24 protein-coding genes are annotated in these 23,856 nt (G+C 66.2%); 13 read left to right on the top strand and 11 right to left on the bottom strand.

The annotated features are described in order from the left end of the window. Nucleotides 1-2: 2 nt before the first annotated feature. Nucleotides 3-260 (top strand): hypothetical protein, encoded by a 258-nt coding sequence (locus Q8T13_11775; GenBank protein ID MDP3718434.1) that lies wholly within the window; start codon nt 3-5, stop codon nt 258-260. Here Q8T13_11775 and Q8T13_11770 read toward each other — a convergent pair. From Q8T13_11770 to lexA, 8 genes are all read right to left on the bottom strand, one after another. Then, the gene (locus Q8T13_11770) at nt 257-2,005 is read right to left on the bottom strand and encodes an N-acetylmuramoyl-L-alanine amidase (GenBank protein ID MDP3718433.1); all 1,749 of its coding nucleotides are present in this window, start codon (nt 2,003-2,005) and stop codon (nt 257-259) included. The two genes, Q8T13_11775 and Q8T13_11770, sit on opposite strands and share 4 nt — an antisense overlap. Continuing rightward, nucleotides 1,989-4,313, bottom strand: a complete 2,325-nt coding sequence (locus Q8T13_11765; protein MDP3718432.1) for a DNA translocase FtsK — start codon at nt 4,311-4,313, stop codon at nt 1,989-1,991. Before Q8T13_11765 ends, Q8T13_11770 begins: the two co-directional genes overlap by 17 nt. A gap of 12 nt (nt 4,314-4,325) precedes the next feature. Continuing rightward, entirely contained in the window at nt 4,326-6,017 is a 1,692-nt protein-coding gene (locus Q8T13_11760) for a ribonuclease J (protein MDP3718431.1), read from the bottom strand. A gap of 193 nt (nt 6,018-6,210) precedes the next feature. Beyond that, nucleotides 6,211-7,029, bottom strand: a complete 819-nt coding sequence (gene rsmA, locus Q8T13_11755) for a 16S rRNA (adenine(1518)-N(6)/adenine(1519)-N(6))-dimethyltransferase RsmA (protein MDP3718430.1) — start codon at nt 7,027-7,029, stop codon at nt 6,211-6,213. Then, a complete protein-coding gene (locus tag Q8T13_11750) occupies nt 7,026-7,442 on the bottom strand; it encodes a metallopeptidase family protein (GenBank protein ID MDP3718429.1) in 417 nt (138 codons plus the stop codon). The genes rsmA and Q8T13_11750 overlap by 4 nt, the downstream gene beginning before the upstream one ends. Then, nucleotides 7,439-8,200, bottom strand: coding sequence for an endonuclease III (nth, locus tag Q8T13_11745; protein ID MDP3718428.1), 762 nt, complete (start codon nt 8,198-8,200; stop codon nt 7,439-7,441). The genes Q8T13_11750 and nth overlap by 4 nt, the downstream gene beginning before the upstream one ends. A gap of 15 nt (nt 8,201-8,215) precedes the next feature. After that, nucleotides 8,216-8,539, bottom strand: a complete 324-nt coding sequence (locus Q8T13_11740) for a DUF3467 domain-containing protein (protein ID MDP3718427.1) — start codon at nt 8,537-8,539, stop codon at nt 8,216-8,218. 102 nt (nt 8,540-8,641) lie between these two features. After that, nucleotides 8,642-9,250 (bottom strand): transcriptional repressor LexA, encoded by a 609-nt coding sequence (lexA, locus tag Q8T13_11735; GenBank protein ID MDP3718426.1) that lies wholly within the window; start codon nt 9,248-9,250, stop codon nt 8,642-8,644. A 171-nt stretch (nt 9,251-9,421) separates the two neighbouring features. On the opposite strand from lexA, the gene Q8T13_11730 reads away from it, so the two are divergent. The 9 genes from Q8T13_11730 to Q8T13_11690 all read left to right on the top strand — a co-directional run bounded on the left by Q8T13_11730 (nt 9,422) and on the right by Q8T13_11690 (nt 16,825). Further along, a complete protein-coding gene (locus Q8T13_11730; GenBank protein MDP3718425.1) occupies nt 9,422-10,075 on the top strand; it encodes an RNA polymerase sigma factor in 654 nt (217 codons plus the stop codon). Next, nucleotides 10,072-10,641 carry a hypothetical protein gene (locus Q8T13_11725; protein MDP3718424.1) on the top strand — a complete coding sequence of 190 codons (570 nt, stop codon included), beginning with the start codon at nt 10,072-10,074 and terminating at the stop codon, nt 10,639-10,641. The genes Q8T13_11730 and Q8T13_11725 overlap by 4 nt, the downstream gene beginning before the upstream one ends. Beyond that, nucleotides 10,638-11,219, top strand: a complete 582-nt coding sequence (locus Q8T13_11720; GenBank protein MDP3718423.1) for a hypothetical protein — start codon at nt 10,638-10,640, stop codon at nt 11,217-11,219. The genes Q8T13_11725 and Q8T13_11720 overlap by 4 nt, the downstream gene beginning before the upstream one ends. Before the next feature lie 93 nt (nt 11,220-11,312). Further along, nucleotides 11,313-11,903, top strand: a complete 591-nt coding sequence (locus Q8T13_11715; protein MDP3718422.1) for a hypothetical protein — start codon at nt 11,313-11,315, stop codon at nt 11,901-11,903. A 5-nt stretch (nt 11,904-11,908) separates the two neighbouring features. Beyond that, nucleotides 11,909-14,041: an ATP-dependent DNA helicase RecG gene (gene recG / locus Q8T13_11710; protein ID MDP3718421.1), complete on the top strand. Its 2,133-nt coding sequence runs from the start codon at nt 11,909-11,911 to the stop codon at nt 14,039-14,041. A 65-nt stretch (nt 14,042-14,106) separates the two neighbouring features. Then, nucleotides 14,107-14,640, top strand: a complete 534-nt coding sequence (rsmD, locus tag Q8T13_11705) for a 16S rRNA (guanine(966)-N(2))-methyltransferase RsmD (GenBank protein MDP3718420.1) — start codon at nt 14,107-14,109, stop codon at nt 14,638-14,640. Further along, entirely contained in the window at nt 14,637-15,152 is a 516-nt protein-coding gene (gene coaD, locus Q8T13_11700) for a pantetheine-phosphate adenylyltransferase (GenBank protein MDP3718419.1), read from the top strand. The genes rsmD and coaD overlap by 4 nt, the downstream gene beginning before the upstream one ends. A 51-nt stretch (nt 15,153-15,203) precedes the next feature. Continuing rightward, nucleotides 15,204-16,385, top strand: a complete 1,182-nt coding sequence (locus Q8T13_11695; GenBank protein ID MDP3718418.1) for a pyridoxal phosphate-dependent aminotransferase — start codon at nt 15,204-15,206, stop codon at nt 16,383-16,385. A gap of 50 nt (nt 16,386-16,435) precedes the next feature. Beyond that, on the top strand, nt 16,436-16,825 hold the full coding sequence (locus Q8T13_11690; protein ID MDP3718417.1) for a hypothetical protein: 390 nt from the start codon (nt 16,436-16,438) through the stop codon (nt 16,823-16,825). 93 nt (nt 16,826-16,918) lie between these two features. Here Q8T13_11690 and Q8T13_11685 read toward each other — a convergent pair whose 3' ends face one another. Continuing rightward, nucleotides 16,919-18,586: a glycosyltransferase family 39 protein gene (locus Q8T13_11685; GenBank protein ID MDP3718416.1), complete on the bottom strand. Its 1,668-nt coding sequence runs from the start codon at nt 18,584-18,586 to the stop codon at nt 16,919-16,921. A gap of 139 nt (nt 18,587-18,725) precedes the next feature. Here Q8T13_11685 and rho point away from each other — a divergent pair, with 139 nt between their 5' ends. Both rho and Q8T13_11675 read left to right on the top strand, forming a co-directional pair. Beyond that, on the top strand, nt 18,726-20,093 hold the full coding sequence (rho, locus tag Q8T13_11680) for a transcription termination factor Rho (GenBank protein ID MDP3718415.1): 1,368 nt from the start codon (nt 18,726-18,728) through the stop codon (nt 20,091-20,093). Nucleotides 20,094-20,161: 68 nt separating this feature from the next. Beyond that, the gene (locus Q8T13_11675; protein ID MDP3718414.1) at nt 20,162-20,395 is read left to right on the top strand and encodes a CDGSH iron-sulfur domain-containing protein; all 234 of its coding nucleotides are present in this window, start codon (nt 20,162-20,164) and stop codon (nt 20,393-20,395) included. A gap of 79 nt (nt 20,396-20,474) precedes the next feature. Here the strand turns inward: Q8T13_11675 and Q8T13_11670 are convergent, their stop codons facing one another. Continuing rightward, nucleotides 20,475-22,277, bottom strand: coding sequence for an L-lactate permease (locus tag Q8T13_11670; protein ID MDP3718413.1), 1,803 nt, complete (start codon nt 22,275-22,277; stop codon nt 20,475-20,477). A gap of 73 nt (nt 22,278-22,350) precedes the next feature. Next, nucleotides 22,351-22,755: an SgcJ/EcaC family oxidoreductase gene (locus Q8T13_11665; GenBank protein ID MDP3718412.1), complete on the bottom strand. Its 405-nt coding sequence runs from the start codon at nt 22,753-22,755 to the stop codon at nt 22,351-22,353. A gap of 109 nt (nt 22,756-22,864) precedes the next feature. Between Q8T13_11665 and Q8T13_11660 the strand changes: the two genes are divergently transcribed. Then, nucleotides 22,865-23,845 carry a LysR family transcriptional regulator gene (locus Q8T13_11660; GenBank protein ID MDP3718411.1) on the top strand — a complete coding sequence of 327 codons (981 nt, stop codon included), beginning with the start codon at nt 22,865-22,867 and terminating at the stop codon, nt 23,843-23,845. Nucleotides 23,846-23,856: the final 11 nt, after the last annotated feature.

Raw genomic sequence — 23,856 nt, 5'->3', positions numbered from 1 at the left:
ACATGCAGGACCCCCAGCCGCCAACGCCGACGCAGACGGCGCCGACGCTCACCATCGTCCAGGTCGTCACGGACGACCCGGCGAAGGAACTCGGCATGATCGATGTGTCGGTGGCGGCGTTTGGCCTCACCGGCGTGATTATGGCGGCGGCGCTCGTGGCGGGACCGCTCGCAGGCGGACTGTACATCTGGTATCGATCACGCCGCCCGATCACGATCATCGAGGCGCGCGGCAACCAGCACAACCTGTTCCGCGCTTAGTCTTCCTGGGACGCAATGGCCGGCTGGCCCTTCAGCGACTTGCGATACCGCATCACCGCGTTGAACAGCGACTCTGCGATCCTCTGCTTGTAGGCGTTGGTCTTGAGCAGTGCCAGCTCCTGCCGGTTGCTGACAAACGAGATCTCGGCCAGCACGCTCGGCATGGCCGCGCCAATCAGCACGACGAACGGCGCCTTCTTCACGCCGCGGCTGCGTACTTCCTTGTTGGTCTTGCGCAGCGACGTCACCAGCGACTCCTGCACCATGTTCGCCAGGTCGCGCGACTCGTCCAGCTTGTTGTTGAGGGTGATCGCCTTGATGATGTCGGGCAACTGGTGCATCTCGCGGTTCGACGCCGAGTTCTCGCGCGCCGCCACGGCCTCGGCTTCCGGAGACGAAGCGAAGCTCAGGTAGTAGGTCTCGATCCCCTTCGCCGCCACGTTGCGGCTGGCGTTGGCGTGAATCGACAGGAACAGGTCGGCGCTTTCGCGGTTGGCCAGTTCGGTGCGCTCCTCCAGCGGAATGTAGACGTCGGTGCGCCGCGTCAGCACGACCTCCAGGCCGGGTTCTTTCTGCAGCAGTTTCTCGAGCCGAAGGGCCACGTCGAGCACGAGGGCGGCCTCGGTCAAGCCCCGGCCGAGCACGCCGGGATCGTGGCCGCCGTGGCCCGGGTCGATCACGATACGAGAGACGCCCAGGCCGAGTTGCCGGGCCATCGAGAAGCCGCCGGCAACATTGGCCGCGGCCGCAGAGGGGGACGCAAGCGGCACTGACGCCGTCGTCGTGGGCGCTGACGGCAAGGTGGGCGATGGCGGCGCTACCGGCCGCGGGAACTCGGTCGGCCGCGCAACCTCGGGCTGGGACAGCGCGATCGCCAGCGGTGGTTCAGGCGAAATGGATGTCGGCGCGACCGTGGACGGGGTCGCCACCGTGCGGCGAACCGAGCGTTCGGCATCGATCACCAGCCGGTAAGGGTTGTACAGCGTGAAGACGCTGTACCGCGACACCGCTTCGAGGTCCAAGACCACCCGCACGGTGGAATCGGGATGACGGCCGACGCGGATCTTGCTGACGATGTCGCCGGGGTAGGTCAGGACCTTGTCCAACAGGGCCGGCGTCAACTGCACCCCCTTGAGGTCGAAGAACAGCCGCGCCGGACCAGCAATGCGTTCTTCGCGGTACGTCACCTCGCGGTCGAGTTCGAGGGTGATGCGCACGGTGTCGGGCAGCACCGTGCGATCAATGGAGAGCAGGGTGGCTGCGGGGCTGGCTGCGGCCGTTGGCGCGGGCCGTGACGCTGCCAGCAGCGGCGCCGCGACCGGCGCCGGCTTCGCGAGCTGCGCCAACTGCTGGTTCGCCCGCCGCACCAACGAACTGGTCGGATACTCCGCCACCAGCCAGCGATACAGCCGAATGGCCTGCGCCTGATCGTCGGCGTGGTTGAACCGCTGATAGGCCGCATCCGCCAGGCTGGCGGCCTGCCAGAGCGCGTTGTCGGAGTAGCCGCTGGTCGGATAGCGCCGCACCACCGCCTCGAACGCCGCAATCACCTTCGCGACCTCGGCCTTCGCCTCACGGGCCTGGACCTCACCGCCGGCCAGTACCACCCGGACCTTCTGGTCGCGTTCGAGCGCCGACTCATACCGTTGCCGCGCGGTCTGCGCCACGGCCGGCACCGACACCACGAGCGCGATGGCAAATGCCACGCTGGCGCGAACGAGATGAGCCCTACCGAAGCTGAGCATCGACCTCCTCGAAGTACTCACGGCCGACCAGCACCTCGCGCGGCTTGCCGCCGGTGGCCGGCGAGACGAGGCCTTCGGCCTCCATCATGTCGACCAGACGAGCGGCGCGGCTGAAGCCGATCCGCATCTTGCGCTGCAGGTACGAGATCGAGACCTGGCCGGCCTGCACCACAATGCGGGCGGCTTCGTCGTACAAGTCGTCCTTCTCGTAGAGCAGTTCCTGGTTGTTGGTCCGCTCTTCCTCGGTGATCGATTCGTCGTAGACGGGCTTGCCCTGCTTGCGCAGGAAGCTGGCGACGCGCGCCGATTCCTGCTCTGAAATATAGGGCCCGTGCAGGCGGATGTGCCGCGACGAGGCCGGCGGCAGGAAGAGCATGTCGCCCTTGCCCAGCAGCTGCTCGGCGCCGTTGCTGTCGAGAATGGTGCGCGAGTCGATCTTCGACGAGACCCGGAACGAAATGCGCGCCGGCAGGTTCGCCTTGATCAAGCCGGTGATGACGTCCACCGACGGCCGCTGGGTGGCCAGGATCAGGTGGATGCCGACGGCGCGCGCCATTTGCGCGAGCCGGCAGATCGACTCTTCCACCTCGTTGCCGGCCACCATCATCAGGTCGGCCAATTCGTCGACCACCACCATGATGAAGGGCAGGGGACGGGTCGGCTTGCCTTCCTCCGGCACCTCGCCCGACTCGATCACCGCGCGGACATTGCGGTTGAACTGCTCGATGTTGCGCACGCCGTACGACGCCAGCGTCTTGTAGCGTTCCTCCATTTCGCGCACGGCCCAGCGCAGCGCGTTGGCGGCCTTCTTCGGCTCGACCACGACCGGGGTCATCAGGTGCGGAATGTCCTCGTACATGCCGAGTTCGAGGCGCTTCGGGTCCACCATGATCATCCGCACATCGTCCGGCGTGGCGCGATAGAGGATGCTGGTGAGGATCGCGTTCAGCCCGACCGACTTGCCCGAGCCGGTCGATCCGGCGATCAGCAGGTGGGGCATGGTGGCCAGGTCGGCCATGTAGGGCTCGCCGTGAATGGTCTTCCCCAGCGCGAACGTGAGCTTCGACGCGGAGCGCGTATACGCGTCAGCCTCGAGCAACTCGCGCAGCGAGATCGCTTCGCGGTTGGGATTGGGAATCTGGATGCCGACCGTCGCCTTGCCGGGGATGCGGTCGATCAGCACCGATTCGGCCTGCATGGCCAGGCACAAGTCGTCTGACAGGCCCGTGACCTTCGAATACTTGACACCGGCGTCGGGCTTGAACTCGAACGTGGTCACGACCGGGCCCGGGTGAATCTGCACCACCGACCCTTCGACCGAGAACTCGCGGCACTTCTCTTCGAGCAGGCGCGCCGATTCCATCAACTCGCGCTCGTCGATCTTGGTCTCGGCCTTCGCCGCGTCGAGCAGTGACACCGGCGGCAGGGTGTACGACCCGAGGCGGCGTTCGACATTGCGGTCGGGCTCCGGCAGCGGCAGCGGCGACGCCATCGGCGTCCGTACCGGCGCCTTCTTGACGACCGGCAGGGCCCTGGCGGCGGCGACTGGCTCGTCCTCGACCACCCGCGCGGCGGCGCGCGCGGGCACCACCGGTTCGGGCCGGTCGATTCGGGCCGTCTTCTTCTCGGGTGTGTCAGCCTTGGCGGCCGCGGCGTCCTTCTTGCCGTACTTGACCAGGACCTCGCGGCGCTGCTTGGCCTTGCGGCGCTCTTCGCGCCACAGCCGGAACGACTCGCCGCCCTGGGCGGCTACCCCCTGCAGGGCCACGAACACCGCGCTAAAGAGCCGCCCGAACGAGACCTGCGTCGAGATGATCACCGCGGCGACGATCAAGGCGAGGATGACGATCACCGACCCGGTGCGGCTCAGGTACTCGGCCATGACGCCGCCAACCCATTCGCCCAGGTAGCCGCCGGCGCGGAACGGGCGCGGCCCGAAGTCGACCCGGCCGAGCGTCAGGCCCAGGAAGGCGCTGCCGCACGTGAGCAACATGGTGGCGCCGATCATCTTCGTGTAGGCGGCATCGATCTTCGTGCACCAGAAGTAATGCCAGCCGGCCACCGCCACCGCCGCGGGCAGCAGGTACGACGCGTAGCCGAGGAGCTGGTACGACAGCTCAGCGAGGAACGCTCCGACCCGGCCGGCGAAGTTGGCCGGCACGTCGTGGGTGCCCGTGCTGAAGAACCAGGCCGGGTCGTTCGGGTCGTAGGTCGCCAGCGCGATCAACCAGATCAGCGTCACCGCGAACAGCGCGACCCCAACCACTTCGCTGACGCGGCGCGACAAGGCGGATCCGGATGCAGCCACTGGCGTCTCTCCTCAAATCTCAATCACGACCGGCAGCACCATGGGCCGCCGGCCCGTACGTTTCTTCAGGAAGCGCCGCACTTCCGTGCGAATGCGCTCCTTCATCAAGCCCGGATCGGTCCGTTCCTCGACACTGCATTCGGTAATCGCGCTGCTGACGACGCGCGCGCCTTCGAGCAGCAGGGCAGCGGTGGTGTCGTCGCTCACGAACCCGCGCGCCACCAGTTCCGGTACGCCTTCGACGATCCCGGTGCGGGCGTTGATCGCCACCACCGGCATGATGATGCCGTCGATCGAGATGTGCCGCCGGTCGCGCAGCACTTCATCGTCTACCTCACCGATGCGCGTGCCGTCGATCAACACCCGGCCGGCCGGCGCCTTGTCCGCGATCCGGCCACCCTCCGCGTCGAAGCGAACCACGTCGCCGTCTTCGGCGGTGATGACCTCGACCGCCGTCGGCAAGCCGCGGGTCACGAAGCGGGCCACTTTCGCATGCCGCGCCAGGTGGCGGAACTCGCCGTGAACGGGAATCAGGTACTTCGGCCGGACCAGCGACAGCACCAGCTTGATCTCTTCCTCGGCGCCGTGCCCCGACACGTGGACATGCTTGGTCGACTCCGTGACCACGTCGACGCCGCGGCGCGCCAGGTGGTCCATCACCCGGCCAATCGACTTCTCGTTGCCGGGGATAGCCCGCGCCGACAGCACGACCCGGTCGCCTTCGCCCAGCTTCACGTGGCGGTGGTCGTTGATGGCGATGCGCGACAACGCGGCGTTGGCCTCGCCCTGCGAGCCGGTCACCAGGCACACCACGTCCTGCGAGGGAAACACCCCGACGTCGCTGTCCTTGATGACGACACCGGATTGCAGGTGCAGGTGGCCCAGCCGCTGCGCGATCTGCGAGTTGGTGGTCATGCCGCGGCCGATGAACGCCAGCTTGCGGTCGAACTGGGCGGCCAGGTCGGCTACGATCTGCAGCCGGTACAGGCTTGACGAGAACGAGGCGACGACGATCTTGCCCTCGGTGCTGGTGAAGACCTCCTCGAAGCCGTCTTCGACGTCCTTCTCCGAGCCGGTGTAGCCGCGGCGATCGATGTTGGTGCTGTCGCAGAACATCGCGAGCACGCCTTCAGCACCGAGCCGCGCGAAGCCATGCAGATCGAACGCCTCGCCGTCCATCGGCGTCTGATCGACCTTGAAGTCGCCGGTATGCAGCAACACGCCCTGCGGCGTGCGAATCACCACGGCGACGCAGTCGGGCATGCTGTGCGTGACGCGCAGGAACTCGAGCGTGAACGGACCGATGGGGATCACGTCGCCGGGCTTGACAGCGACGGTCTTGGGGTCGAGCTCGTGCTCTTCGAGCTTCTTGCCCGCAAACGCCAGTGCCAGCGGGGTGCCGTAGATCGGACCGTCGAGATGCGGCAACACGTAGGGCACGGCGCCCATGTGATCCTCGTGACCGTGCGTGAGCACCAGCGCCTTGACCTGGCCCTTGCGGCTTTCGAGGTAGGCCATGTCGGGAATGATCAGGTCGACGCCGAGTTGATCGGCTTCGGGGAACATCGCACCGGCGTCGACAACGATAGTGGTATCCCCACACGAGATGGCCATCATGTTGAGGCCGAACTCGCCGAGGCCGCCAAGCGGCACCACGTCGACTGCAAGCGCCGCGGCCGGAGCCACGGGCACGGACACACTCATGCGATATCCCAGCCAGGCGTGCTCACACGCCCAGGGAAAACTAGCAAGGCAACCGAGGACTCTGGCGAGCCGGCAAGGTCACCCGTTCAGGCCGCTGGGAGCGCCTGGAAAACGAGGCGGGTTTCGTCGGAAACTATAGCACAGCTTCAACTTCCGGCCCGACCGGTTCTCACCGTCTGTGCTTGATCGGTGCCTAATCGGTGGCCGCGAAGGCGCGGGAGAGGGCCGCCATCTCGGCCATGTCCAGCGTCTCGGGTCGCCGCTGGCCCTCGATCCCCGCCCGCGCCAGCGCCTCGGTTGGCGCCACCGACCGTTCGAGGCCGAACGGCTTCAGCGCGTTCGACAGGGTCTTGCGCCGCTGGGTGAACATGGTCCGGACCATCCGGACAAAGCCCGGCATGTCGGGAATGTCCACGGCCGGCGGTCGAAAGGTGAGCCGGACCACGGCCGATTGCACCTGTGGCGGTGGCCGAAACGCGCCCGGCGGCAGCGACAGCAACCGCGTCACGTCGGCATGCACGGCGGTCAGCACCGTCAGCACGCCGTAGTCGCCGGTGCCCACCCGGGCCACCAGCCGATCGGCCACTTCCTTCTGGAGCATCAGGATGGCGTCGCGGACCCCACCGGTCGTGGCGGCGAGTTCAAGCAGCGAGAACAGGATCGGGGACGAGATGTTGTAAGGGAGGTTGCCGACCACCCGCACCGCGTGCCCGGGCCCGAGCGGCGCTCCCAGCCAGTCCGACAGCGACGCCGCCAGGTCCAGCTCGAGCACGTCGCCGACGATCACGGTGACGTTGGCGGGCTTGGTGGCCTCCAACTCGCCGGCGAGGTCGCGATCGACCTCCACCGCCAGCAGGCGGCCGCACTGTTCCGCCAGCGGCCGGGTAATGGCGGCGCGGCCCGGGCCAATCTCGAGAATGCTTTGGTCGGCCCTGGCGTCCACCGCCTTCACCACCTTGACGACCCAGGCCGGCTCGAGAAAATGCTGCGCGAACCGCTTGCGTGCCCTCATGCCTGCGGCTCCTCGTCATCGTCCGAGTCGTCTTCGCCGCGCAACCAGCGTTCCTCGTGCGGCGCGATGTCCTCCTCGGACATACCGAAGTAGTGGCCGAGCTCATGGATCAGGGTGAGACCAATCTCAACGAAGATCTCGTCCTCGTCGTTATCGCACTCGTCTTCGATTGGGCCCTGGAACAACGTGATCCGGTCCGGCAGGGTGTTGCCGTAACCCGATCGTTCCGTGAGCGGCGTGCCCTCGTAGAGCCCAAAGAGGGTTCCGCCGTCATCGATGTCCCGGTCGTCGAGCAACTCGTCCGAGGGCTCGTCTTCGACCACGATTGCCACGTTATGAATGGCGCGCGCGAAGCGGCGCGGGATCTGGTCGATGGCTTCCTGGACCAGCTCCCTGAAATGCTCGCGGGTCATCGCCGCGCCTTCTTCTTCACCGATGTAGCGTCCGGCTTCAGCCGGACCTTCGGCGACGATGTGGCGTCCGCCTTCTTGACCGCCGAAGCCTTGGCGGAGGTGGTTAGGCGGACCTTAGGCTTGGTCACGACCCCCGACATAAAGAAGTCGCAGTCACTACGCACGTTGCAGATCGGGCAGTTGGGCTTCGGCTTGCAGATGCGGCGGCCGTGCAGGATCAAGTCGTCCGACGCGCGCGTCCACCGCTTCGGCGGCAGTTGCTCGCACAGTTGCGCCTCGACCTTCACGGGATCATCACCGTGGGCGAGGCCAATCCGGTTGGCGACCCGCAGCACGTGACGATCGACCGGCAGTCCGGGGACGCCGAGGGCGTGCCCCAACACCACGTTGGCGGTCTTGCGCCCGACGCCGGGCAGGGCCGTGAGCGCCTCCATTGAGGCCGGAACCTTGCCCTTGTGTTGCTCGACCAGTATCGCGGCCATGCCAAGCAGCGACTTGGCCTTCTGGCGGAAGAAGCCGGTGGCGTGGATCAGGGTCTCGAGCTCCGCCGTGCCGGCGGCCGCCAGCGACCTGGCGTCGGGGAAGCGCGTGAACAGCGCCGGCGTGACGAGGTTGACGCGGGCATCGGTCGACTGCGCCGACAGCATGGTCGCCACCAGCAGCTCGAAGGCGTTGCGATGGGCCAGTTCCGTATCCGCGTCTGGGTAGTGCCGGTCGAGACCGTCGAACACACGACTGACCGCAGCGGCTGTTTTCATCGGGAGAAGCCGCGGCTAGTGGATTGGTCCCTTGCCGGGCGGCACGGGCGGCGGTGGCTGATGCGACTCGGAATAGACGCGCATGTTCTCCGTCAACGCCGCGATCAGCGTCGGAATGAACTGCACCGGCAGCACGATCTTGGCGCGCACCGGCGCGCGGACCACGTGCTCGGCCTCGGCCTCGCGAATCTCCTTCTCCGACAGCGGCTGCACTTCGCAGAAGGTGAGGGTGAAGTCGAACGGGGTGTGATTTACCGCGCAGAAGTTGGCGTACGTGCGCGGCTCGGAACCACCGTCTTCGGGAACGATGGTGAAATTGATCTGTTTGCGGTCGCTCATATTGGGGCCTGCTTGAGCAATAGGCTATCACTCGCTCCCCGCAAGGCGTGCAACCCCGTCAAGAGGTGCCACCCCGTCAAGAAGTGCCGCCCCGGCAAGCAACTAGTATTTTCGCATCACGCCGACGACGACGCCCTGGATCTGCACGCCGTCGAGGTCGACGTAAATCGGCTGCATCGACGGGTTCGCCGGCTGCAAGCGAATGCGGTTGCTTTCCTTGTAGAACTTCTTGAGCGTCACGTCCTGGCCATCGACCAGCGCAATCACCATGTCGCCGTTGTCGGCGGTCTTGCGGTCTTCGACCACCACCCAGTCGCCGTCGCGAATCTGCTCGTCGATCATGGATTCGCCCCGCACGCGCAGCACGTAGGTGTCGCGCTTGCCGGCAATGAGCGAGTCGGGCACGCTCACCGTCTCGGTGCCGGCCACGGCCTCGATGGGCATACCAGCCGCCACGTAACCCAGCATGGGCAGCTCGACAGCGCGGCCGCCCGATCGGCTGGGCAAGAGCTCAACCGACCGGCTGCGATTCCACGCGCGGCGGATGAACCCCTTCTCCTGCAGGTTGGTGAGGTGCTTGTGGACGGTGGCCAGTGATGACAGGCTGAACCGTTCGCCGATTTCCTCCAGGCTCGGGGCGTACCCGTGCTGCTGGATGAACTCGTTGAGGTAGTCGAGAATTTCGCGCTGGCGTTTGGTGAGTGGTTGCATAAATGCACTCCCGGGTGTCGGGTTGCTCCGTTTCTTCGCCCTGAACAGGAAGCGTAAGCAAACAGGAGGCGAAAGTCAACCCGGTGCGGTCACGCACGGGCGGCTTGCCGCATACTGATTCAACCTTCCGCCCCGCTGCCGGTCTAATTCCTACAGCAGAGGACCGCGGTCATGACACATGGATCGGCTGTTCGTAACGCATGGCCCCCGGCGGCTGACACCCGGTGGACGGTCACGGTGGTGACCCCCGCTGACGCCATCACCGTCGTCGCCACCGAGTACAGCGCCCTGGACGATGGGGCGCTGGTGACGGCGTCGGCCGAGGGCCAGTGCGGCGCGTTCGACGTGATCGTCGAGCGCCACCGCCGGACCGTCTACCAGGTCTGCTACCGGTTCGCGGGCAATCACGAGGATGCCAGCGACCTCGCGCAGGAATCGTTCGTGCGCGCGTGGCGCGGCATCAAGACCTTCAAGGGCCAGTCGGCGCTGCCGACGTGGCTCTATCGCATCGCGGTGAATGTGTGCTTGAACCGCGTGAGCGCGAAGGCCCCGGCCACCGATCCGATCGAGTCGACCGATCACTTCGAAGACACCCGCATCGAAGGCGCGCAGTCGGCGCTGCTGCGCGAAGAGCGCGCGACGGCGGTTCGCAAGGCGATTGCTTCGCTGCCGAAGAAGCAGCGCGCCACGTTAATCCTGCGGGCGTACCACGAGTTGTCGCACCAGCAGATCGCCGATATCCTCGGCAGCTCAGTCGGCGCCACCAAGGCCAACTTCTTTCACGCGTTGGCCAACTTGAAGAAGATTCTCGGGAACGAACCATGAACCATCTGACTTCCGACGAACTGCTCGACGCCGCCGAAGGGACGCTCGACCCGGCGCGTCAGCAGCACCTCGACACCTGCGACGCCTGCCGGCAGCAAGCGGCCGACCTCGCCACCGTGCTGGGCGAGGCGCTCGCCGTGGCCGTGCCCGAGCCGTCGCCGCTCTTCTGGTCGCACCTGTCCGAGCGCGTGCGGACCGCGATCGACGCCGAGCCGCAGGTGGCCGGCGGCTGGCGCCAGTGGATGCGCTGGCCCGTGCTCGCGCCAATCGGCGCCCTCGCCCTGCTCGTGCTGACGCTCGGCGTGGCCTTGCCGCGGCCGCAGGCAATGCCTGCGGCCGTCGCGATCGCGACCGAACCTGCCGAGACCGACAGCACCGACCGGGTAGACGAGGGGTTCGCCCTCGTCGCCGACCTGGTCGGCGACCTCGACTGGGACACCGCCATGTTGGCCGGACTGGGGGTCGCCCCGGGCGCTGCCGACCTCGCGGTGCTCGATCTGACTGCCACCGAACAACAGGAACTCACCCGTCTATTGATGGCGGAACTGACGCGAGCCAAGTCATGAACACCCCACGAATCGTGCTCGCCGTCGTGTTGCTGACTGCGCTGTCGACCAGCGCGTCGGCGCAGGAGTACCAGGCCCAGCCGGGCCGCCAACCGCTGCCCGGACTCGACCACAGCGACATGACGCCGGGCGAGATCCAGAAGCTGTTCGACGCGTACCTGGTGATGGAGGCGCAGCAGGCGCTGTCGCTCACCGACGAGCAGTATCCGCGGTTCCTGACGCGCCTGCGGGCGCTGCAGGAGACCCGCCGCAGCAATCAGCAGGAGCGCTTTCGCTTGATGGGCGAACTGCAGCGCCTGACCAACCCGCGCCAGCAGCCCGTGCGCAGCGAGGACGCGATGATCACGGAGCGGCTGGCCGCGCTGCAGGAACTCGAGTCGCGCACCGCGGCCGAGCTGCGCAAGGCGTACACCGCGCTCGACGAAGTGCTCGACATCCGGCAACAGGCGCGCTTCCGCATCTTCGAGGAGCAGATCGAGCGCCGCAAGATCGAGCTGCTGATGCGGGCCCGCCAGCAGAACCGTCCCAATGCTCAGCCAGGAAATCCGCCGGTTCGGCGTCCGCCTCCGCTCAACTGACCGGGTCGAGCTTCGGCGCGACAAATCCCGGCGGGAAGGCGGGCCTGCCGCGCCGTAGCGACCATTGGGTCGCGAAGGCGGGTAGAATAGAGCATGCGCGCGCGACTGATTCTTGGTGGGTGCGTGGTCGCAGGCACCACGCTGATTGCCGCCGCTTCCTTGACGCCCCGGCTTGCCGAGTCGTTTGAGAAGAAGATCGTCACCGTGCAGGCGAACGCCGACACGAAGGCGAAGGCGCCGCGTCCCACGCAGTTCACCCAGGACGAAACCAATTCGTACCTCAGGTTCAAGTCCGGGCCGCTGCTGCCGATCGGGCTGGCCGAGCCGGTCATCACCATGCACGGCCAGGGCCGGGTCACTGGCACCGCGGTGGTCGATCTGGATGTCGTGCGTAAGACGCAGAGCAGCGGCGGCTGGTTCGATCCGACCAGTTACCTCACCGGCAAGCTGCCCGTGAGCGCGGTCGGCCGCATTGTCACCGCCGATGGCAAGGGCCGCTTCGAGCTCGAGCGCGCCGACGTCAGCGGCATTCCGGTGCCCAAGTCGCTGCTCGCGCAGATGGTCAACTACTTCACCCGCACCAAAGACAATCCGCAGGGGTCGTCGATCGACGACACGTTCGAACTGCCGGCCGAGATCCGGCGCATCGACGTCGCGGCCGGCCGTTTCACCGTCGTGCAATAGCGCTTGTGGCCGAGGATGTCCTCCAGCTGCCCCTGCAGTTCCTGAAGGGCGTCGGCCCGCGCAAGGCCGCCGACTTGAAGAAGGCGGGCCTGCACACCGTCGAGGACCTGCTGTTCCGCTTTCCCCGCCGCTACGAAGACCGCAGCAAGCTCCAGGCCATCATCTCGTTACGCCCGGGCATGACCGCGGCGATCAGCGGGGAAGTGCTGAACGCCGGCCTGGCCCAGACCCGCCGGCCCGGCTTCCGGCTGTTCCAGGCGCTCGTGCAGGATCCGAGCGGGCAGATCCAGGTGGTCTGGCCGAACCAGGCATTCCTCAAGGACGTGATTCGGCCTCACCAGCGCCTGGTGTTGTTCGGCAAGGTGGAGTTCTGGGGCTCGCGCGGGTTGCAGATCACCGACCCCGAGTTCGAGATCATCAAGGACACGGCAGAGCCTGACGGGAGTCGGGAACCGGGAGTCGGGAGTCGGGATATTGACACGCTGCATACCGGGCGCATCGTCCCCGTCTACGAGCGCACCGGCAGCGTCACGCCCAACATGCAGCGCCGCTTCGTGTGGCAGGCGCTCGAGCAAATGACGCCGGACGGGTTCGATCCCGTGCCCCTGGATATTTTGGCGAAAGAGCAGTGGCCGTCGCGGCGCGACGCGTTGTGGCAGGCGCATTTTCCCGACGCGAGCACGCCGGTTGACGCGCTCAATGCCTTCGCGACGCCGGCGCAGCGCCGGCTGATCTTTGAAGACTTCTTCGTGTTCCAGACGGGCCTGGCCCTGCGGCGCCACGAGAACGCGCAGGTCCGCAAGGGGCTGGTGTGCGTGGTGGACGACCGCATTCGCGAGTGCGCGCGCGCGGTGCTGCCGTTCAAGCTCACGCCGGGCCAGCGCGATGCCTTGCTCGAAATCGTCACCGACCTGCAGCGCCCGTGGCCGATGCAGCGGCTGCTGCAGGGCGACGTCGGCGCGGGCAAGACCATTGTCGCCGTGCTCGCGGCGGTGGTGGCGATGGAGAACGGGTTCCAGGTGGCCGTGATGGCGCCCACCGAGATTCTGGCCGAGCAGCACTACCGGACGATCGTGAAGGTGCTTGACGGCCGGCCGTACCGCACCGCCCTGCTCACCGGCCGCGTCACCGCCGCCACGCGGCGCGACTTGTTGCCGGCGATCGAGCGCGGCGAGATCAACCTGGTGGTCGGGACGCAGGCCCTGGTCCAGGACCACGTCAAGTTCAAGGCCCTGGCGCTGGCGGTGATCGACGAGCAGCATCGCTTCGGCGTCGTCCAGCGCGGCACCCTGGCCGCCAAGGGACTGAACCCCGACGTGCTGGTGATGACCGCGACGCCGATTCCACGGACGCTGGCGCTCACCGAGTGCGGCGACATGGAAGTGTCGGTGATCCGCGGCCTGCCGCCGGGCCGACAGCCGGTGCGCACCCTCGTCAAGGCCGACTCGCGTCGAGACGAGGTGTACCAGATGATCCGCGACGAGATCCGGCGGGGACGCCAGGTCTACGTGATCTACCCGCTGGTCGAGGAGTCGGAGAAGATCGATTTGAAGGCCGCCACCGCGATGGCCGAGGAACTCACCCGGGTGTTCCCGGAGTTCACGGTATCGCTGCTGCATGGACGCATGAAGGGCGACGAGAAGGAACGGGTCATGCACGCCTTCACCAGCGGCGCCCTCCAGTTGCTGGTCTCGACCACCGTCGTCGAGGTCGGCGTGGACGTCGCCAACGCCACGCTGATAGTGGTGGAGCACGCCGAGAGATTCGGGCTGTCGCAACTCCACCAGTTGCGTGGGCGGATCGGCCGCGGCGAGCACGCCTCGACCTGCGTCCTGCTATACCAGGCGCCGTGGACGGACGAAGCGCGGGCGCGGCTGAAGGCGATGGCGGACACGTCGGACGGGTTCGTGATTGCCGAGCGCGACTTGCAGTTGCGCGGTCCAGGAGATTTCTTCGGCACGCGCCAGTCCGGCTTGCCGACGTTGCGCGCGGGCGACCTGACGCGTGATGTCGACTTGCTGGAGCGGGCGTACGAAGAGGCCCGCGTCCGCGTTGACGGGGGCACCCTGACGGAGGCGCAGCAGGAGTATGTGCGCAGCGTCTGGCAGCGCCAGTTCGGACTGATCACCGTTGGCTGACGGGCGCGCTAAAGCACGCCCCTACGACCGTAGGGTCGCACTTTAGTGCGACCATGGATTGAGGAATGCGGATCATCGCCGGCACGAACAAGGGCAGGGGACTCAAGGCACCAAAGTGGGACGGCCTGCGCCCGACTTCGGATAAGCTGCGAGAGACCTTGTTCAATATCATCGCGCCCCATGTCGTGGACGCCCGGGTGCTCGACGTGTTCGCCGGCACCGGCGCGATTGCGCTCGAGGCGCTCAGCCGTGGCGCGGCGGCGGCGACCTGCGTGGAACAGGATCGCCGGGCGGTTCAGCTGATCGAAGAGAATCGCGCGCGCTGCGGCGAGGAAAAGCGCTGTGCTATCATCCGCGATTCCGTAGCGCGCGCACTGGCGCAGCCGCTGCCCGGTGGCCCGTTCGACATCATCGTGCTCGATCCGCCGTACGACTACCCGGCGCTCGCCAGCGCGGTTCGCGACGCGGCCAGCCAGCGCCAGCCGGGCGCGGTGCTGATCCTCGAGCATGCCGCGCGCGTCACGCCGCCGGCTCCGGACGGATTGACCGTGACCCGCACCGTTAAATCGGGCGACAGCGCCTTGAGCTTCTACTCATGACCATCCAGCACTCGCCACGCATCGCCATCTACCCGGGGTCGTTCGATCCGCTGACCAACGGGCACGTCGACATCATCGATCGTGGGGCGCGGATCTTCGACCGGATCATCGTCGCAATCCTGGCCAATGCCGAGAAGACGCCGCTGTTCTCGGAATCGGAGCGCGTGGCGTTGATCGAGGATGTGTTCAAGGGGCGGCCCAACGTGCAGGTCGAGACCTTCGACGGCCTGCTGGTCGACTACGCCCACCGCAAGAACGCGTCGGTGCTGGTGCGCGGCCTGCGCGCTGTGTCGGACTTCGAGTACGAGTTCCAGATGGCGCTGATGAATCGCCACCTGGCGCCCGAGATCGAGACGGTCTTCATGATGCCGGCCGAGCAGTACACCTACATCAGCTCGCGGTTGATCAAGGAAGTGTTCATGTTGAACGGCAAGATCGATGGCCTGGTGCCGCCGATTGTCGAAGAGCGCCTGCACGCCAAACGGGCGGGCCGGCCCAAGGCGCAGGACTAATTTGCAAGGATCAGACCGATGACTTTCGCACGCCGTATGAGCCGCGTTACCGTGTCACCCACCTTGAAGGTGTCGGCAGAAGCCGATCGCCTGCGCCGCCAGGGCGTGGACGTGGTCGACCTGGGCGCGGGCGAACCGGACTTCGGCACGCCTGAGCACGTGAAAGACGCCGGCCACGCGGCGCTGACCGCCAACTTCACCAAATACACGCCGTCGGCGGGCGTCCTCGAGTTCCGGGACGCGGTCGCCCACGACTACAGCGCGCGCTACGGCGTCACGCTCAAGCCGGACGAAGTAATCATCTCCGCCGGCGCCAAGCAGGCCCTCTACAACGCCGCCATGGTGTTGTTCGACCAGGGTGACGAGGTGATTTCGCACAGCCCGTTCTGGCCGACCATCGCCGATCAGATCAAGCTGGCCGATGCGACCCCGGTGATGGTGCAAACGCACCGCGAGGACGGCTTTGCCATCAAGGCCGCCGCCATCATCGCCGCGGTCACGCCGAAGACCAAGGCCATCATCATCAACTCGCCCTGCAACCCGACCGGTGCGTTGATTTCCGAAGCCGAGATGACCGCGATCGCCGATGCGGCCGCGGCCCGCGGCATCTGGGTGATCGTCGACATCACTTACGAACACCTGATCTACGACCCGGTGCCGCACAACCTGGTCAAGATCCTGTTCGACCGCATGCCCGACCGGACCGTCATCTGCAGTTCGGCATCGAAGAGCTACGCCATGACCGGCTGGCGATGCGGCTGGGCCATCGGGCCCAAGGCGATGATCGCCCAGTGCAACGTCATCCAGGGGCACGCGACGTCGAACATCAACTCGATCACACAGAAAGCCGGCATTGCCGCGCTCACCGGCCCCCAGGACGGCCTCACGATGATGCTCGACGAATACCGCAAGCGCCGCGACGCGGTGCATGGCTGGTTGACCGCCGATCCCCGGTTTGTGTGCGTCAAGCCCTCGGGGGCGTTTTACCTGTTCCCGTACGTTGCCGACCTGCTGTCGCCCGGGGGCATCAAGACCACCGGCGAACTCGCCGAGGCCCTCTTGAAAGACGTGTCCGTCGCCGTGACGCCGGGCGAGGGGTTCGACGCGCCCGGCTTCTTCCGGCTGTCGTACGCCACCTCGATCGACCGGCTGCGGGAAGGGGTCGACCGGATGTTCGCGTTCGTCGCGGCCATGGAAAAGAGCGGCAAGATTCCTTCTGCCGCTACCAGGTAGAGGCGGGTCTGAAGGAAAGTAGAGGCGGGTCTTTAGACCCGCCTGTGCCCATGTCCAAACCAACCACCATTCGCATGGCGCCGTGGGTGCTGACCGCCATTGGCGCGTCGGCCGCCGCGTTTCTCGGCATGTCGTCGTACTTCTTCTTCTACGGCGACTCGTACCTGCTGCGCTACGCCGGCATGGCCGCGGCCGCCTTCGCGCTGGCCGCCACCGCCGACGCGCTGTTCTCGCGCATCGTGCTCGACGGCGACACCATGCACGTCAACAGCCTGATGAAGCGTCGAACGTTCGCGCGAGCGGATTTTCTGTATGCCAAGGTCGAGCGCGGGGTGGTCGCCCTTCGACGAAAAGACGGCGGATGGCTCCTGATGCCCGGCACCGGCAACGACCTGCTGTCGGTCCGCAACACGATTGACGCGTGGATCAAACGGTCCTGAATGGTCCGGCTAAAGCCGGACGCCACATTGGCGACGATGTACCGTCCGCCTTTAGGCGGACCCGATCGATGTAGCGTCCGGCTTTAGCTGGACCTAACGGTTGGCCACCAGCACCACGCGCGTCAGGTCTCGTGACGGGTCGGGCCACAACAGCGTCCGCACCCGCACACCGGCTTCGTTGAAGTAGGGTAGTTCCGCGATCCGCACCATCCGCAGGTTCCGCTCGCGCTCGAGTCGGTCGATCACATCGGCCGGCGCCACCATCAGGGCCCTGTCGGGCTGTGACATGAAGTCCAAGGCCTGATCGTCGGTGATGATGTCGGTGGTCTTGGTGTGCGCGTAGAACACCAGGTTGCGCACGAACACCCGGTAGGTGCCCACCGCCTCGTGTGAGGTCCGCTCGGCCTGGACCAGCCGCGCCATTTGCTCGACCGTGTCTTCACGGCCGCTCGACAGGCCGCCGAACTGCAACGCCGGCAGCGTCACGGCGGCGGCCAGCGCAATCACCGCCGGCGCGATCCGCCACCGACCCGACAACGCGACCAGCACGATCACGACGCCGGCCGTGGCGATCACGCCGGCCGCGACCTGGGTGAACATCGGCGCCACGTTGATCAGCAGGGGCTCCACGCGGTACAGCAACGCGCCGAGCGCGATGAAGAACGCCCCGCTCAGGAGCGAGCCGACCACCACGCCGGTGGCACGGCGCGGGCGCGAGCGCGCCCCGTCGAACCCGCGCCACTCCTGGGTGCGTTCGACGATGGACGAGGCGAGGAGTAGCGCGAGCGGCGGCAGCACCGGCAGGATGTAGCGCGGCTGCTTGCCGACCGACAACGAGAAGAACACCAGGGGCAACGCCGCCCACAGCATCAGCCGCAGATCGATTGTGCCGATATCGCGCCGGCGCCTCACGAACTGCGTCAGCGGTCCCAGCCACACCAGCGCCAGCGGCGTCCACGGCAGCAGGCCGCCGGCCAGAATCGGGAGATAGAACCACCACGGCCGCGGATCGTTGAAGCGATCGGTCGCGAACCGCTCGAAGTTGTCGCCGATGAAGAACCCCTGCAGGTACTCGTTCCCGTGGCGGAACCACATCACCACGTACCACGGCGCGGCCACGCCGACCGTGACGATGAAACCGAGGAGGAGGTCGCCGGGCGACAGCGCGATCGAGCGCCGCTCGATCATCAGCACCGGCACAATCACGATGATCGGGATGATCAGTCCCACCGGCCCCTTGGTCAGGAACCCCAGGCCGAGCGCCAGCGCCGCCAGCAACACGAACTTGCGGGGCGACCGTTCCTGCTCCAGCGTGGCCACGAGCGCCGCCCAGATCGCCAGCGAGATGCAGAAGGCCAGCGGCAGGTCGGGCAGCGCCATGCGGCCGATCGAGAAGTAGCCGAAGTTGGTGGCGACAATCGCGCCGGCCAGCAGGCCCGTCGATTCGTCGTACCAGCGGCGGCCGGCCGCGGCCGTCACGAGCACGAGACCCAGCCCGGCCATGGCGGCCCAGAAGCGGGCGGCCATCTCGTTCGCGCCAAGCACGAGCGACGCGGCCGCCGTCAGCCAGTAATACAAGACCGGCTTCTGGAACCGCGGTTCGTAGTTGTAATAGGGGGTGATCCAGTCGCCAGACGCCACCATTTCTCGGGCCGCGTCGGCGTAAAACGCCTCGTCTGAATCGGTAATGGCCCCCCGGCCGAGGCCGGCGAAGAACGTGACCGCCGCGAGCAGCAGCAGGGGGAGCGTGATGCGATGCACTTCTGGTATACTAACGGCAGTTTCTCCCGGTTTTGCCTCTGTTTCGTTCCGTCCGCGTTCGAGACGCGTCACCTGCGGACCCGCTCCGCTCCTTTCCCGAACCTGACAACCCGAGCCAGCTTCTCTTGGAATAACCTGCATGCCCAGTCATAAGCGTCACGGTCCCCACCGCGGTGGCGGTCACCAGCCCCCACCCCAGCCCGATGTAGCCGCCGAATCGGCCGAACATGCCTTGAACGAGAGCAAGAAGCCCGGGCTCAACATCAACCAGCTGAAGGAGATGAGCATCCAGCATCTCACCCAGGTGGCCAAGGACCTGGACGTCGCCGGCGCGACCGGCATGCGCAAGCAGGAGCTGATCTTCCAGATCCTCAAAGCGCAGACGGAGCTGAGCGGGTTCATCTTCTCGGAAGGCGTGCTGGAAGTGCTCCCCGACGGCTTCGGGTTCCTGCGCGCCCCCGACTACAACTACCTGCCCGGGCCCGACGACATCTACGTCTCGCCTTCTCAAATCCGCAAGTTCGACCTCCAGACCGGCGACACCGTGTCGGGCCAGATCCGCTCGCCGAAAGAAGGGGAGCGCTACTTCGCCCTGATCAAGGTCGAGGCGGTCAACTTCGAGGCCCCCGACCAGGCGCGCGAGAAGCTGTTCTTCGAGAACCTGACGCCGCTCTATCCACTCGAGCGCATCAAGCTCGAAACCGAGGCCGAGAACCTGTCGGCCCGCGTCATGGACCTCATGACGCCGCTTGGTAAGGGTCAGCGCGGACTGATTGTCGCCCCGCCCCGCACCGGCAAGACCATGCTGCTGCAAAGCATCGCGCAGTCGGTGGCCAAGAACCATCCCGAGATCTACCTGATCGTGCTGCTGATCGACGAGCGCCCCGAAGAGGTCACCGACATGCAGCGCTCGGTGGACGGCGAAGTGATCTCGTCCACCTTCGACGAACCCGCCCAGCGCCACGTGCAGGTCGCCGAGATGGTGATCGAGAAGGCCAAGCGACTGGTCGAGCACAAGAAGGACGTGCTGATCCTGCTCGACTCGGTCACCCGCCTCGCGCGCGCCTACAACACCGTGATTCCCGCGTCGGGCAAGGTGCTGTCGGGCGGTCTCGACAGCAACGCCCTGCAGAAACCCAAGCGCTTCTTCGGCGCCGCCCGTAACATCGAAGAGGGCGGCTCCCTCACCATCGTCGCTACCGCGCTGGTCGATACCGGCTCGCGCATGGACGATGTGATTTTCGAGGAGTTCAAGGGCACCGGCAACATGGAGATCCATTTGGATCGCAAGCTGTCGGACAAGCGGACGTTCCCGGCCATCGACATCCTGAAGAGCGGCACCCGCAAGGAAGAGTTGCTGCACACCAAGGAAGACCTGAGCCGCATTTACGTGCTGAGGCGCGTCCTCAACCCCCTGTCGCCGGTCGAAGCCATGGAGCTGCTGCTCGACAAGATGGCGAAGACCAAGAACAACGCCGAGTTCCTCTCGGCCATGCAGCGCGGATAGTGGGCGCGCTAAAGACGCCCCTACGTTCTGAAGCCGTAGGGGCACACTTTAGTGTGCCCGGAGAACACATGATCACAATCAAGGTTCGAGAAAACGGCTCGCTGCTGGTCGAGGGCGAGGACGTGAAGTTGATCGACTGGACCGGCGCCGAGTATGTAGTGCCGAAGAAGCCCTTTGCGCTCTGCCGCTGCGGACAGTCGAAGCAGAAGCCGTTCTGCGACGGCGCGCACAAGACCTGCGGCTTTGTCGGCAACGAGTGCGCACCCGGCCCCAAGGCCAACCCGCCGACGCCACAGCCTTAAGCTGGTGGGCAGGGTGAGGCGGGTGGGGCGGGTGAAGCGTTCCCGACCTGCCGCACCAGCCCTGCCCGCCCTACGCAGCCTACAGCTTCGGAATCATCCACGGGAAGACGTATTGCTGCAGCATGGCGAGGATGCCCATCAGCGTGGTCAGCACGAGGCTGTGGACGATCACCTTCGAGAAGATCTCACCTTCCCGGCCCACCGCACCAACGCCCGCTGCGCCGACCGACAGGTTCTGCGGGCTGATCATCTTGCCCATCACGCCCGCCGAACTGTTGGTAGCGCCCATCAGGATGGGATCAAGCCCCGACACCTTGGCGGTCGTTGCCTGCAGCGGGCCAAACAGGGTATTGGACGAGGTGTCGCTGCCGGTGAGGAACACGCCGAGCATGCCGAGCCACGCCGAGAAGAACGGGAACAGCCAGCCGGTCTGCGCCAATGCCAACGCCATGGACGAGGTCATTCCCGAGTAGTTCATGACGGTGGCAATCGACAGGATGAAGGCGATGGTGATGATCGGCAGGCGTAGCTGCGCCGCGGTCTTCCTGAACGCGACGCCGAGAATGCCGGGACGCGACCCTGCCAACACCATGGGAATGAGCGCGATGAAGGTGGCAAACAGCACCAGCGTGCCGGCCGTGGCCAGCAGGTCGAGCCGGTAGGTCAGCGCGTACGGTGACACTGCTTCCACCACCGGCGGCTGGCGTTGCACGAGCGGCTGCGGCCTGCCATCAACCATGTTGTACGCGCCCGGCCAGCTGAACTCCCACACCGGGAAGCGGAAGCCCTGCGGATTCACCGAGGCCGGCTCGCCGATCCACGGCTCCGGGCACAGCCGATTGCCGATCTGTCCGCAGCGGAGCAGGGCGGTGACATTGGCCGGCGGCTGCAACTGCGACATGCCGGCGAAGTTGCCGACCTGGCCGATCAGCACGGTCACGATCAGGATGCCGTAGGTGGCATAGGCGCGCCAGACGCGTTTGGGCACGTCGGTCGTCGTCTCCACCACCGGCTTGGTGCCATCGTTGTAGGTGTCGCGCGGTTGCCAGAACTTCAACAGCAGCGCGACCGAGGCCAGCGAGAAGAGCGCCGCCAGCGTGTCGGTCAGCTCGGGGCCGACGTAATTCGAGACGGCGAACTGGCCGATCGCAAACGAGAGACCCGTGACCAGCACGGCCGGGAAGACCGCCAGCATCCGGCTCCATCCGGCATACAAGACGATCAGGTACGCCGGGATGATCAGCGAGAAGAAGGGGAGTTGCCGGCCGACCATGGCCGACAGGGCGCGAGTCGTCGTCTGGACGTCTTCGCCGAGCATGGGCGCGAGCAGGCCGCCGAGGGTCGTGACCGGAATGCCGAGCGAGCCGAAGGCCACCGGCGCGGTATTGGCGATCAGGGCCAGCACCGCGGCCATGATCGGCTCGAAGCCGAGGCCCGCCAGCATCGCCGCGGTAATGGCCACCGGGGCACCGAACCCGGCGATGCCCTCGATGAGCGCGCCGAAGCAGAAGGCGACCAGCAGGATCTGGATGCGGCGGTCGCTCGTCAGCCGCGCCAGCGAACGGCGGATCACGTCGAAGTCGCCGCTCTCGACCGACAGGTTGTAGAACATCACCGAGCAGAAGACGATCCAGCAGATCGGCCACAGTCCGAAGGCCATGCCGTGCGTGGCGGCCGCCATCGTCAGCCCGAGCGGCATGCCCCAGACCATCCAGGCCAGCACGAAAGCGCTGCCCGCGCCGACGATCGCCGACTTCCAGGGCGCAATGCGCAGCCCGGCCAGGCAGATCGCCAGCAGGATCGGCGGGATCGACGCAACGAGGGCCGACAGCAGGATGCTGCCGGCTACGGGACTGTAAGTCTGTTGAAACAGTTCGGCCAAGTTGGGAACCTCGGCCGAAACTATATAACGGGACTTGGGGCGTGGGCCAAATACGAAACAGGAGACCAGGAGTTCAAGAGTCTAAGAAGTTGGGAGGTTGTGCGCGGAGCGGCTGGTTGGTCGAGAACAGGTAGCGATGGATCTTCCAGGCGCCCTGCTCGCGCCGGAACACGAACAGCTCGTTGTTGCCTTCTGCGGTCTCCGCGCCGTTCGACAGAATCCGCGTGCGACCGGCCGAGCTCGTGCGGGCCCAGGCCCAATCGTCCGCCTCCTGGACCTCGTGAATGTCGAAGCGGATCGTCAGCTTGATCGTGTCGAACACCTGCTTGTAGCCGGCACGCACGGCGTCGCGCCCGACGAGCGCAGGCGCATGCTGCGGCATGAACACGGGGTCGCCGCCGTACAGGCCCAGGATCGCTTCGATGTCGTTGGCGTTGAGTGCGGTTTCATAACTCTTGAGAATGGTTTCGATAGACATGCCGTTGACTCCCTTCGCTGCCGTCCGGGCAGCTGACGCAACAGTGTCGCGCCATCCCACTCTTGGGACAATAGACAGCATTGGGAATCATTATTGCTAAAATGGGACAATGAATCAGCCTCCTGACCTCAATGCGATGGTGCTGTTTGCGCGCGTGCTTCAGCACGGCAGCTTCTCGGAAGCCGCGCGACGCACGGGCACTCCCGTCTCCACCCTCAGTCGGAAGGTCAGCGCGCTGGAGCGCCAGCTCGGCGTGCGACTCCTGGAACGGACCACCCGGGCCGTCACTCCGACCGACAGCGGCCGCGAATACTTTCTGTACTGTGAACAAATCGTCGATGCGCTGGACGGCGCCCAGGCAGCGCTCGAGAAACGGCAGGTCGAGGTGGCGGGGACGCTCCGGCTCGCAGCGCCGCCGAGTCTGTCAGACGTCCTGCTCGTCCCCTTGGTCGATGGGTTCCTTCGGCGGTACTCGAACGTTGCGGTCAAGGTCCTCGTGACCGATCGGCATCTGGACCTGGTGCAAGACGAGATCGACATTTCGCTGAGGGTTGGGCCTCAGCCTGCCAGCAGCCTGGTGTTTCGACGGCTCTTGAGCTACCGGCACATCCTGGTGGCCGCGCCGGCGTATCTCGCCGGCGCAGAGGCCCTCGACGAACCCGCAGACCTCGCGCGCCACCGACTTCTCGGTTTCACCAAGTGGTTCGACGAGACGACGTGGACGCTGTCGAACGGCAGTCGCACCGAACGCCTAGCGACCAAACTCGGGTTAGGCATCAACGACTACGCGGGCGTGATCCGCGCGGCCGTCGCCGGAATGGGAGTCGCCGAGATGCCATCCATCGTGTGCCAACGTGAACTGGCCGCCGGACATCTGGTGCCCGTGCTGGCGGACTGGCGGTTCGAGGAGGTGGATTTGTCCGCGTACTATCTCTCCAGGCGTCACCCTTCCCGAGTCGTGGAGCTGTTTCTCGGGCATTGCGTCGCGCATGCCGAAAAGGTCTTACGCTCCATGGCAAACAAGAGCTCAACAGTTCAAGAGAAGTCTCAAAGGAGCGCCCGAGCGGCCCCTGGCCCCTTGAACCCCTGAACCCGTGAACC

It is taken from the genome of Acidobacteriota bacterium, from assembly GCA_030697165.1.
Lineage (GTDB): Bacteria > Acidobacteriota > Vicinamibacteria > Vicinamibacterales > UBA2999 > 12-FULL-67-14b.
Note: the sequence above shows the minus strand (reverse complement) of the source record. Positions and strands in the feature narration are given on the sequence as shown.